The organism is Hymenobacter sp. BRD67, from assembly GCF_013256425.1.
GTDB lineage: Bacteria > Bacteroidota > Bacteroidia > Cytophagales > Hymenobacteraceae > Hymenobacter.
In genome coordinates this window covers 1,024,088-1,035,671 of record NZ_CP053904.1, presented here as the reverse complement: position 1 = coordinate 1,035,671, position 11,584 = coordinate 1,024,088, and the positions used below count along the sequence as shown (strand labels likewise).

General features: G+C 59.3%; 12 protein-coding genes and 1 tRNA gene. 5 read left to right on the top strand and 8 right to left on the bottom strand.

Features of this window, described 5'->3' with window-relative positions:
* Positions 1–111 precede the first annotated feature (111 nt).
* Together GKZ67_RS04695 and GKZ67_RS04690 are read left to right on the top strand one after the other, a co-directional pair.
* Positions 112–795: a cytochrome b/b6 domain-containing protein gene (locus GKZ67_RS04695; RefSeq protein WP_173241354.1), complete on the top strand. Its 684-nt coding sequence runs from the start codon at positions 112–114 to the stop codon at positions 793–795.
* A gap of 70 nt (positions 796–865) precedes the next feature.
* The gene (locus GKZ67_RS04690; protein WP_173241353.1) at positions 866–1,450 is read left to right on the top strand and encodes a TetR/AcrR family transcriptional regulator; all 585 of its coding nucleotides are present in this window, start codon (positions 866–868) and stop codon (positions 1,448–1,450) included.
* Positions 1,451–1,559: 109 nt separating this feature from the next.
* Here GKZ67_RS04690 and GKZ67_RS04685 read toward each other — a convergent pair whose 3' ends face one another.
* The 7 genes from GKZ67_RS04685 to GKZ67_RS04655 form a co-directional block, all read right to left on the bottom strand.
* Positions 1,560–1,745 (bottom strand): hypothetical protein, encoded by a 186-nt coding sequence (locus GKZ67_RS04685; RefSeq protein ID WP_173241352.1) that lies wholly within the window; start codon positions 1,743–1,745, stop codon positions 1,560–1,562.
* Positions 1,746–2,212: 467 nt separating this feature from the next.
* A tRNA-Ser gene (locus tag GKZ67_RS04680) sits at positions 2,213–2,300 on the bottom strand.
* Between the two features lie 109 nt (positions 2,301–2,409).
* Positions 2,410–3,492 (bottom strand): asparaginase, encoded by a 1,083-nt coding sequence (locus GKZ67_RS04675; RefSeq protein ID WP_173241351.1) that lies wholly within the window; start codon positions 3,490–3,492, stop codon positions 2,410–2,412.
* Positions 3,493–3,580: 88 nt separating this feature from the next.
* Complete coding sequence (locus GKZ67_RS04670) at positions 3,581–4,360, bottom strand: TatD family hydrolase (RefSeq protein ID WP_173241350.1); 780 nt, start codon at positions 4,358–4,360, stop codon at positions 3,581–3,583.
* A gap of 17 nt (positions 4,361–4,377) precedes the next feature.
* On the bottom strand, positions 4,378–4,818 hold the full coding sequence (locus GKZ67_RS04665) for a GNAT family N-acetyltransferase (protein WP_173241349.1): 441 nt from the start codon (positions 4,816–4,818) through the stop codon (positions 4,378–4,380).
* A gap of 24 nt (positions 4,819–4,842) precedes the next feature.
* Positions 4,843–5,937 carry a glycosyltransferase gene (locus GKZ67_RS04660; protein ID WP_173241348.1) on the bottom strand — a complete coding sequence of 365 codons (1,095 nt, stop codon included), beginning with the start codon at positions 5,935–5,937 and terminating at the stop codon, positions 4,843–4,845.
* 88 nt (positions 5,938–6,025) lie between these two features.
* Complete coding sequence (locus GKZ67_RS04655) at positions 6,026–6,724, bottom strand: polysaccharide deacetylase family protein (protein ID WP_254245062.1); 699 nt, start codon at positions 6,722–6,724, stop codon at positions 6,026–6,028.
* A 133-nt stretch (positions 6,725–6,857) separates the two neighbouring features.
* On the opposite strand from GKZ67_RS04655, the gene trxA reads away from it, so the two are divergent.
* From trxA to GKZ67_RS04640, 3 genes are all read left to right on the top strand, one after another.
* Positions 6,858–7,163: a thioredoxin gene (gene trxA, locus GKZ67_RS04650; protein ID WP_151088032.1), complete on the top strand. Its 306-nt coding sequence runs from the start codon at positions 6,858–6,860 to the stop codon at positions 7,161–7,163.
* A gap of 77 nt (positions 7,164–7,240) precedes the next feature.
* A complete protein-coding gene (locus tag GKZ67_RS04645) occupies positions 7,241–9,589 on the top strand; it encodes a TonB-dependent receptor (RefSeq protein WP_173241347.1) in 2,349 nt (782 codons plus the stop codon).
* Between the two features lie 98 nt (positions 9,590–9,687).
* Positions 9,688–10,533: a DUF4249 domain-containing protein gene (locus GKZ67_RS04640; protein WP_173241346.1), complete on the top strand. Its 846-nt coding sequence runs from the start codon at positions 9,688–9,690 to the stop codon at positions 10,531–10,533.
* A gap of 191 nt (positions 10,534–10,724) precedes the next feature.
* On the opposite strand, the gene GKZ67_RS04635 is transcribed toward GKZ67_RS04640, so the two are convergent.
* Complete coding sequence (locus GKZ67_RS04635) at positions 10,725–11,543, bottom strand: purine-nucleoside phosphorylase (protein WP_173241345.1); 819 nt, start codon at positions 11,541–11,543, stop codon at positions 10,725–10,727.
* Positions 11,544–11,584 lie beyond the last annotated feature (41 nt).

Sequence of the window (11,584 nt, the reverse complement as noted above, 5' to 3'; positions counted from 1 at the left end):
GATGCATGCCGTTGTTTTTAGTTGAATAATAGACAAAGTATTGATTGTACAAGTAATATTATCAATACTTTAGCCGAGGAATTACGTCTGTACCCTGCGCCTTATTTCACTTTGCATGCCGTCACCCGCTCTGCCGCCCGCCACCGCCACTCACGACTACTCGGCCCCATGCGCCTGTGGCACTGGATAAACGCTGCCCTGGTGTCGGGCCAGCTGCTAACGATTCTTTTCCAGAAGGTTATCGTCAACGCCCGAGGAGCCGTTCCGGAGTTTCAGCAGGCTTTCAGCAAGGGTGGCGGCAACCTTACCGAGCAGCAGGGCCGGGCGATGGCTCACGTCATCAGCGAGCGCATCTGGCACTGGCACATCTGGATTGGCCTTACGCTGGCGGCTTTCTGGCTGTTCTGGACTGTGATGCAGGCCCTGGACCCAGCGGGCCGCCGCTTTGGGGCACGGCTGATGGCCGCGGCGCGGCGCTTTAAGCTGGCGGCCCCGGCCGAGCACGCCGATGCCCGCCATGCGTTGTTCGCCAAACTCACTTACGCCGCGTTTTACCTGTTTATTACCACGATGGTAGTAACTGGCCTTGCCCTGACCTGGGCCGATGATGTACCCTGGCTGCACCGCCTGGAGCATACGGCCTCGGAAATACATAATGTAACCATGTATCTGATAATCGGCTACATTGTACTGCATGTGGTCGGCGTAGTGTGGTCAGAAATCACCGAAGACCAGGGGCTCGTTTCCCGCATGGTAAGTGGCACCGTGGACCCGCGCACGCCGCGCGACTATTAACAAACATTCGTTAGGGTGGCGCGTATGGAAGTAACTTTGTAGGGCGTACTCCTCTCCCACCCGCCTTTCCATGCTCAAGACGAAGAAATCGGTTAAGCGTGAGCTGATTCTGGCCGAAGCAGCCAAGCTTTTCAAAGACCGTGGATATAGTGGAACCTCTATGCGTGACCTGGCTGGCCAGGTTGGCATGGAGGCCGCAAGCATGTACAATCACATCAAGTCGAAAGACGAGCTGCTGGATACTATCTGCTTTCGGATTTCGGACACGTATATCTCGCAGCTAGCTGCTATCGAGCACACTGGCATTTCGTACAGCGAGAAGATAAAGGCCCTCGTGCGCCTGCATATCCGCCTGATGGTGGAGGACGGGGCCGCCGTATCGGTAGCCAATCATGATTGGAAATACCTGCCCGAACCTCGGCTGACGGAGTTTAAGCAGGCACGTAAGAGTTATGAGAAAGGCTTTGCCGCGCTCATCGAGGCTGGGATAGCGGCGGGTGAGTTTCGGCCGGTAAATGCCTCGGTAGCCTTGTTTACGGTGCTGTCGGCAGTGCGCTGGGTGGAGCTCTGGTACAGGCCCGGCCGTGGCCTAACGGCCGAAGAGCTGGAAAATAATATCATTACCGTTTTGCTGGGTGGCCTGGAGCTACATTAGGCACCCCATACCTGACTACTACGCGAGGCCACTACCGGCAGCTGAAAGGCTAGCCGGCTTAAGCTCCTCCCTGCACATACTGACGCGCAGGGAGGAGCTTTACCTTCCGCTAACGCGCTACAACGGTGTAGCGAAAGTCGGTTCCCAGCCACGGCCGGAACGGCAGCGTCTTACCGGCCGCGCCCGTGGGGCGCGGCGCAGGATAAGGCTGCTGGGCGCTCGGCAGGCCCGCCAGGAATTCGAGATGCCGCTCAATCAAGAGCGAAGAGGCAAGTAGGGTAGGTTCGTTTGTCATAGCGATAGAGAGAGTGGCAGATTTAATTAACCGGTAAGGGATAATCTGCTACTAAGCTACTATTCAATACCCTACGCTACCAAGCAAATAGCATAAAAATCAGTATTTTCTGCACAAAATCGCTACCAGTCGTCTTTTTGCTGCGGCCACTACGTAGCACTTGCAGGTTATCAGTTAAGTAGCGTGTTCTAGCTGAATCCTCCTTGTGAGCAATCCTCTTTCACTACGAAGCTGATTTGGAAGGTGGAGCCGAAGCGGGCTGCCGGCTTTTTCGCCAGTTGTGCGCTCGTTGCTGAACACATGGCGCGAACGACGAGCGGACAGCCGGCTCAACCCCTGCGGCCCATCATGTAAAATATTTTCTAACAGGTAGTTAGCAAAATAAGGTCTGGATAGCTGTCTGCTGCTTTTAACCGACGAATCCCGTTGTAAGCACTTGACTTACAACGGGATTCGTCGGTTAAAAGCAGAGAGGATGGGATTCGAACCCACGATAACCTTTTGGGCTATACACACTTTCCAGGCGTGCTCCTTCGACCACTCGGACACCTCTCTGAATGGGGCTGCAAAGATAGGGCGGAAAGGTGATGAGGTAATCGCCTGCGCTGGCAAAAAGTGCATTGCGGACCCGCAACGGAAATAGACTATCGGCAGCAACCAGCTGTTACAGCGTGATTTCGCCGCGCAAATCCTGTGCGAGTTGCTGGCGAATTTGAGCTTCGGGCAAGCCCAGGCCGAGGACAAACATGAGTTTGGTAATAGCCGCTTCGGTGGTGATGTCGTCGCCACCGATAACCCCGAGGCTACTAAGCCGGGCACTGGTTTCGTAACGCCCCTGAATTACGCGGCCTTCTTCGCACTGGCTTACGTTCAGGATAAATACCCCGCGCTGCTGGGCTTTCTCGAGGCAGGCCAGAAACCAAGGTGCAGTGGGCGCATTGCCCGAGCCGTAGGTTTCGAGCACGCAGCCACGCAGGCCCGGCACGCCCAGCACCGCTTCGACCACGGCAGCCGTGATGCCGGGGAAAAGCCGCAGCACGGCGACCTTTTCTTCGAGCCGGTCGTGAATCCTGAGGTGGGCAGCAGGCAGCAGGCGAATGCTTTTGTCGTTAAAGTCCAGATTGATACCGGCCCGGGCCAGCGGCGGGTAGTTCTCGCTTTTGAAAGCGGCAAACTGCTGGCTTTCTACTTTTTTAGCCCGCGTGCCCCGGATAAGGATATCGTTAAAAAAAACGCCTACCTCGGGCATGCGCACGGTGCGCGCGCGCGGGTGCCGGGCGGCGGCTATCTCCAGGGCCGTGAGCAGATTGCGGGTAGCATCGGAGCGAGTGCGGCCAACGGGCACCTGCGCCCCGGTAAATACTACGGGCTTCCCCAAATGTTCGAGCAGAAAGCTAAGCGCTGCCGCCGAATAGGCCATGGTGTCGGTGCCATGCAGTATCACAAACCCATCAAAATCAGCATAGTGTTGGCCGATAAGCCGGACCAGCCGCAACCAGTCGGCCGGGGTAACATTGCTGCTGTCAATAAGCTGAGGCAAGGCCAGCAGCTCGAGGCGGTAAGGCAGCTGCCGCAGCTCGGGCATCTTGCGGTCGAGCTTGTCGAAGTGCATGGGCACCAGCTCCTGGTGGCGGTTTACGGCCATGCCTACCGTCCCGCCCGTGTACAGGATAAGCAGCCGGGGCGCGGTGCGGTCGGTAGCATCGGTAGCGGTGGGCAGGGTAAGCAGGGGCAGGTCGGAGAGCATAGGGAAAGCCAACAAAATGAGTAAGGCGCAGCAACAAAAATGAAGACGGGCAGCAAGCCAGGTTTTAAGCAGCTTCTCTACTAGTCACTTACCCCTGATTCGCCAGCCGGAATAGCTCCTGCGCGTTGCGGGTGGTTGCCTCCGCCACTGCCTCGGGCGACTGGCCCAGCAGCGCGGCCACCCGGTGCAGCACCAGCGGCAGGTAGGCTGGCTCGTTGCGCTTGCCCCGATACGGTACGGGTGCCAGATAAGGGCAGTCGGTTTCGAGCACCAGATGCGCTACCTCAACGTGCGGCAGCACTTTATCGAGGCCACCATTCTTAAAGGTGGCTACTCCGCCAATACCCATTTTAAAGCCCAGTCCAATAACGCGCTCGGCCTCCTCCAGGCTACCCGAAAAGCAGTGAAAAACGCCGCGCAGAGAGCCGTCCTGGGCTTCGGCCACGAGCGCAAACGCCTCCTCAAAGGCGTCGCGGGTGTGCAGCACAATGGGCAGGTCGTACTGTTTGGCCAGCGCTAGCTGCACGCGCAGGGCCTCCTGTTGCTGAGGCAGGTAGGTTTTATCCCAATACAAGTCGATACCGCACTCGCCTACCGCCACGAAGGGGCGCTTGCTGAGCCAGTCTTCGACCAGGTGCAGCTCCTTCTCAAACGTTGGCCCCACCGAGCACGGGTGCAGGCCCATCATAGCGTGGCAGGTTTGGGGCGCGGCGGCTTCCAGCTCCAGCATGGCGTCGATGGTAGAGTGGTCTACATTCGGCAGCAGGATGGTGCCGACGCCGGCGGCCACGGCCCGGTGCAGTACCTCGGCCTGGTCGGGCCGAAACTGCTCGGAATAGAGGTGAGCGTGGGTTTCTATTAAATTCATAGCAAAAACTATATGTTTCACAGCAAGCAACTCAGTTTCACATAGGCCAGGTCGCCTTTGTAAAACACGTCTCCTGCCGGAGCCAGCCCAAAGCGCCGGTAAAAAGGCAGGGTACTCATCCGGGCGTCGCACCCGAGCGTGCGGGCTCCCTGCGCTCGCGCCACGGCCGTAATGTGGCGCAGCAGCGCCGTGCCAAGTCCTCTACCCTGCCAGGCCGGGTCGGTGGCAAACTTGCGAAAGCGGGCCTCCGCTCCGGCGACGAACAGCGAAATTACCGCCCGCAACTCACCGCCCACCAACGCCCCGAAGTGCTGGCCGGCCGCATCGTCGGGCAATTGCACGTAGGTCAGGGGTTTATCGGGCCACAGCACCGCCTGGCGCAGGGCGTAGGTCTGGGTCGGCTCAAGGGAGATGATACTATAGCTACTGGCTTCTAAGTGCTTGGATTGGGTTGTCATTTTTATATAATTCGTTACTAAATATTAGCGGTAAGTCCTACCCTTCCATTCGATACCGCGCCGGCCCAGGAGCCGCACCAGCGACAGGTGGGTAGTTAAGGCCAGCGAATATGCTTCGAAGGCCGGCACCAGCCACCAGGCGGGCCGGGCAATGCCGGCGCGCTGGCTGGCCGCCACCGTGAGGGCATAGCTACTCAGTATTTTCAGGGCCAGCGCTGCCAGCGCCAGCCCTGGCCGGCCGGCCAGCGCCAGCCCCAGCGCCACCAGCCAGTAGCCGCTAAAAAACACCAGGCCGGCCTGCACGTGCCAGGGCAGCGCGGCTACTCCGCGCAGCCAGCGCAGGCGCTGCTGCACCAAGCTCCCCCACGAAGCAGCCGGCAGGGAGGTGGCGCGCACAGCCGGCTCAAACAGCTGCCGGAAGCCGAAGCCGTGCGCATTCACGGCCTTGAATAAGGCAAAATCTTCGGTTACGGAGAAGGGTAAGGCCTCGTAACCGCCGGTGGCCTGGTAAGCAGGCCGGATGACTAGCATATTGTTGCCCATGGCCGTGAGGGGCTGACCAGCCTCAGTGCCCACCTGAATGAGGGCCAGCGACAGCAGCCAGTCGAGGCGCTGCAGGCGGGCCAACAGGCCAGGGCCAGCTATCACCGTGAGGCCCGTTACGGTGCCCACGCCCGGCGCGGCATGTGCCAGCATGGCCGCCACCCATGTGGGCGGCACGGCAATATCGGCATCGGTAATGAGCAGGTAATCAGCAGTAGCGGCGCGGGCCAGGTGCGCCAGCACGTTGGCCTTACCACGCGCCCGGCCCAGGTTGTCAGTTATTGCAAGTACCCGGTAATTGCCTTCATACCCGGCCAGGGAAGCTTCGGCTACGGCGCGGGTTCGGTCGGTGCTGGCATCGTCGCCCACCAAAATCTCCAGCAGGCTGGCCGGGTACTCCAGCGAGCGCAGGCTGCCCAGGCAGCGCGGCAGGTTGCCTTCCTCATTGCGGGCCGCCACCAGAATGCTGACGCGCGGCCACGGCGTAGGCCGGGCCACCGGCGTGGCCGCCCCGCGGCGCGTGGCCAGCCGCCAGGTAGCCCAGGCCATGAGCACCAGCCAGAGCAGGCAATACAAAAGCAAAGAAGGCAGCAAGAGATACACGAGAAGGTGCCCGCAAAAGTACCTGCCAGGCGCGGCTGCCAGTCAGCACCCCGGCAGTCCGCTAGTAGAGTGCCGCAAACTCGTAGCCCTGCTCGCGGTACTGCGCCAGCAGCCGGGGCAGCAGAAAGCGCAGCGAGCGGCTGGCCTTGCGCGAGTCGTGCAGCACGATGATGTCGCCGGGCCGGGTGTGGGCCAGGGCCAGGCGCAGGGCCCGCTCGGGCGCAAGGCCGGGGTCGTAGTCGCGGGTGAGCAGCGACCACATCACCACGCGGTAATGCGGCCGCAGCAGCTGCAGCAGCGGCCAGGTGAGGCGGCCGTAGGGCGGCCGAAACAAGGGAAGCCGGGAAGCTGACAGTGAGGGCGCAGCAGCACCGGGAATCAACTCCTCCTTACTTCTTACTAATTCCAGATTTCGCTCGCATTCGGCAATGCCGGCAATATATTCAGTATTTTCACTATTCCAGGCGCTGCGGTGATGCTGGGTGTGGTTGCCGAGCTGGTGGCCGGCGGCCAGCGCAGCGCGGGCAATGTCGGGGTGGCGGGCCAGGTTGTCGCCTACGCAGAAAAACGTGGCGGGGGCCTGGTAAGCCGCCAGCTGCTCCAGCACCCAGGGCGTTTCTTCCGGAATGGGGCCGTCGTCGAACGTGAGGTAGAGCTGCGGCCGGCCGCTGGCCCCGACGGGCGCCCCGTGCCACTCGCTGCCCGGAAATACGGGGCGCAGCCAGGCGGGCGGGCGGGTTAGCGGATTAGAAAGCAGCAAGACGAAACCGAAATGAGCAGACGCAGGTACTTACGCAGACGGCGGACCGGCTTGCGGCTGCAAACTTACTGCCTTTGGGCTTTTTGGTGCCCGCCGACTGGCTCACCTCTGCAACCTATACACCTCTCCTTATATGCCCCGCAAATCCTTCTCCGAGCTCATCAACAGCCCCGGCATGCCGGTATTAGTCGATTTTTATGCCGACTGGTGCGGGCCCTGCAAAACGATGGCGCCCATTTTGCAGCAGGTAGCGGCACAGCACGAGGGCAAACTGCGCATCATTAAAATCGACGTCGATAAAAACCAGGCCGTAGCCCAGCAGTTTCGGGTGCAGAGCATTCCGACGCTCATTTTGTTTCATAAGGGGCAGCCGGTGTGGCGGCAGGCGGGCGTGGTGCCGGCCAGTCAGCTTACGCAGGCCGTAGGAGCTTATTTATAAGCGACTGCCCGCCGCAAACTAAATGCCAGGGGTAAGCGTTGGCCAAACGCCACCCCCTTGGGTTGTAATTTGCGTGTATGTTCCGAGTGCTCCGATTTTATATAGTAAGTAGTCTTTGTAGCTTATTTTTCAGCTTACCGCAGCACGTAGCAGCCCAAACCCGGCACATTCTGAGCGGCGTGGTGCGCGGCGACGATGGCACGGCCCTGCCGGGCGCCTCGGTGGCGGTGCCGGCCCTGGGCCTGGGTACTACCACCGAGACAGATGGTAAATTCAGCCTGCCCTTGCCCGAAGGACCGCAGCAGGTGACTGTGTCCTTTGTGGGCTACGCTACCCAATCGCTGACGGTAGCTCTGCACCGCAATCAGCAGCACAGCTTTACGCTCGTAGCTTCTACCAATGAGCTGGGGGAGGTAGTAGTGCAGGGCCAGCAAACGCTGCGCGAAAAGCTGCAATCAACCCAGATGGGCGTCGAGCACCTCAGCATTCGGGAAGCCAAGCTGTTGCCGGCGCTGTTCGGGGAGGTTGATATTCTGAAAACTCTGCAACTAAAGCCCGGGGTGCAAAGCGGCGGCGAGGGCAGCAGCGGGCTTTTTGTGCGGGGCGGCGGCTCTGACCAGAACCTGGTGCTGCTCGATAATGTGCTGGTGTACAATCCTAATCACTTGTTCGGACTTTTCTCGGTCTTTAATCCAGATGCCGTGCAGAGTGTCGATTTGTACAAATCGGGCTTTCCGGCGCAGTTTGGCGGGCGGCTGTCGTCGGTCGTCGATGTGAAGCTGCGCGAAGGCGACCGCCAGAAATTCGTAACTACGGGCGGCATTGGCCTCATCTCGTCGCGCCTGAGCTTCGAAGGGCCCATTCAGCAGGGAAAAGGTTCATTTATCGTGTCGGGCCGGCGCACGTACTTCGACATTTTCACCCGGGCGCTCAACCGGGCCAATGCGCACAAAGAGGACTACAGCCCCATTCCGGACTATTATTTCTACGATTTCAACGCCAAGGGCAACTACAAGCTCGGCGAGAAAGACGAGGTATTTTTTACGGGCTACCTGGGGCGCGACGTGTTCGGCTTTACGTCGCCGAACGGCTTTACGGCCGCTTTTACTTGGGGCAACACGCTCGGGGCGCTGCGCTGGCAGCACGTTTTCTCGCCCCGGCTGACGATGAATAATTCGGTCGGCGTGACCTCGTATAAGTACAACCTGGGCAATAGCGTCGACCAGTTCAGCTTCAACCTGGGCTCGACTATCCTGGATTATAGCGGGCACAGCGACTTCGACTACGTGCCCAACGACCGGCATACTATCAAGTTCGGGGCGGTGCTCACACACCACGACTTTGGCGTGGGCCGCCTGCAGCGCAGCTCGCAGGATAACAGCGTCAATATCAACGCCGACGTCAACTATACGGGCGCGGAAGGCGGAATATATGTTTCCGACAATATTAAAGCCAGCGACAAGCTTCAGCTCGAAGGTGGCCTACGGCTCACGGGCTTTCAGAGCGGCACCGACCATTACGGCGGCCTCGAGCCCCGCGCCTCCGCCCGCTACTCGCTCTCCGACAAGATTTCGCTCAAGGGCAGCTACGCGCTCATGTATCAGTACGTGCACCTGGTATCGAACTCGGGCGCCTCGCTGCCCACCGATATCTGGTATCCGTCGCGCTTATCGGTGAAGCCCGAGCGCTCGCAGCAGGTAAGCACCGGACTGAGCTTTTTGCTGGGCGGCGGCCAGTTTTTGCTCACGGATGAGATTTACTACAAATGGTCGCAAAACCAGATTGATTTCAAAGACGGCGCACAGATTTTTGCCAACAACGACCTGAATTCGCAGTTTCTGTTCGGCCACGGCTGGGCCTACGGCAACGAGCTGTACCTGGAAAAGAAAACCGGTAAAACCACCGGCTGGGTCGGCTACACGCTGGCCTGGACCAAGCGCAATTTTCCGCCGCAGCTCGGCACCACCGGCATCAACAACGGCCAGGATTTTTACCCCAACTACGACCGGCGGCACAACCTGACGGTAGTGGTGATGCACGAGTTGAGTACGCGCATCTCCCTCACCGCCAGCTTTGTGTACACGAGTGGTGCTCCTACCACGCTGCCGCTGGGCCGCTTTGCCTTGCAGGACATTTACCAGGGCGGCATCCAGGCGGTGCCGGTGTACCCCGACCGCAACTCGTACCGCATGATTCCTTATCATCGCCTCGACCTGGGCATGGTGTATAAGCTGGCGCCCTCGCGCATGGGAGGCGAGCGCGACCTGACGTTTAGCATCTACAACGCTTACAACCGGCGTAATGCCTACTTCATCTACTTCGAGCAAATCCGGGACAAGACGACTGATATGGTAACCGGCTACAAGGCGCAGCAGGTATCCTTGTTTCCGTTAATTCCATCGGTAACGTACAATTTTAAATTCTAACTGCGGATTTGTTGGATTGCCCGTTTTTGAAGTCAATTCTTTAGCCGAAGATTATGTTTAGCCGAATAATAAAGAAGCACGCTGGGTTTTTGGGTCTGGTGGGCGGTATCACCCTACTGGCGGGCTGTGGCAAGCTGCAAAACGACGCGAACGTACCCCTGCCCTACTACGCCAACCAGCTGGTGGCCGAGTGCTACCTCGAAAACGGCAAAGTGCCCGCCCTTACCGTAACCGAATCGGTGCCTTATCTGGATGATGGCCAGGCAATAGCGGCTGGCTCGCAGGTGCTTGCGCTGCCCAATGGCCAAACCGTGCAGCTGCCTACCGACGTAACCGTAACGCTGACGCTGCCGGGCGGACAGCCTATGCCGCTACGCTTCAGCCCCGGCGTCGATGCGGCTACGGGTAAGTATCATACCCACATTGGCAGCACGCCGCTGGTGGCGCAGGCCGGGCAGCAGTTTGGGCTCGATGTGCAGGACAAGCGGGGGCGGCATATCACGGGCACTGCCATTGTCCCTACTTTCATTCCTATCGACTCGGTAAAATACAAATTTAATGACCTGACCGGCGACAACAAGAAAGCCTATTTCGTGACCAAGTGGACTGACCCTGGCGCCACTACCGACTTTTATCGGCTACAGCTGCACAAGGGTAAACCCGCCAACAATACCGAAACCGATAACGACATCAGCGATAAGCTCTTCAATGGCCAGTCGTACGCGCAGGTAACCACCTACCGCTTCAAGCCCAACGATACGGTAACGGCCACGCTCTACCACGTCGATTCGCTGTATTATGACTTCCGGCAATCGACGCGCAACGCCCGCAATGCCAACGGCAACCCGTTTGCGCAGCCCTCTGCCATTCACAGCACGGTGCAGGGCGGCCTGGGTGTGTTTTCGGTATTGGTAAGCGACACGCGCACGGTGTATTTGAAATAAGCTGCTCAAGAACCTCCTGGAAGAGTTTAGCAGGCATGATGAGCTTATCGAAATAGGACAGCCCTTATGCTTTCGGTTGACCTTTATAATATATTATTTATGCTATATTTCAAACCCCGCCCCAGTTTGACTGGGGCGGACAGCTGGCCAAAAGCCGGCAGCCCGCCCGGTAACCGGATGTAGAAACTGCTTTAAGCTGCCATCAGTACCGCTTTCATCAGGGCCGTGAGCCGGGGCTCGGCTACGGCAGCAGCAGCCAGGATATCGCTGATAACAACCGGCTTGAGCTGGCCAGGATAGCATAAGTCGGTAATAACCGACACGGCCAGTACCGGCAGGCCCAGGTGGCGGGCGGCAATAACCTCGGGCACAGTGCTCATACCCACCGCGTCGGCCCCGATGGTGCGCAGGTAGCGGTACTCGGCAGGCGTTTCGAGCATGGGGCCGGGCACAGCCGCGTACACGCCGCGCTGGGTAGTGCTGCCCTGGCCCAGCGCCACGGCCGCCGCGCGGGCACGGGTCAGCAGGTCGGCATCGTAGGGCGCGTACATGTCCGGGAAGCGCGGGCCGAGGTCGTTGAGGTTGGGGCCAATGAGTGGGTTGGTAGGCAGCAGATTGATGTGGTCTTCAATCAGCATCAAATCGGAGATGGCAAACTCCGGATTTAGCCCGCCGGCCGCGTTGCTTACAAAGAGTTGGCTTATGCCCAGCAGCTTGAGCACCCGCACGGGCAGCACTATCTGCGGCATCGTGTAGCCTTCGTAGTAATGAAAGCGGCCTTGCAGCACCGCTACCGGCTGGCCAGCCAGCGTACCCAGTAGCAGGCGGCCGGCGTGGCTTTCCACGGTCGAAACCGGAAAGTTGGGGATGTCGGCGTAGCTGATTTCATGCTGCACGTCAACCTCCTGGGCCAGCGCGCCCAGGCCGGTGCCAAGAATGATGCCGGTGGTGGGCCGAAAATTAGTAGTGTGCGCCTGAATGTACGCGACGGCTTCTTGGATGGCTTGCATGGTGACGTAATCAGGTAGAATAATAGGCAACTATCTGTAAA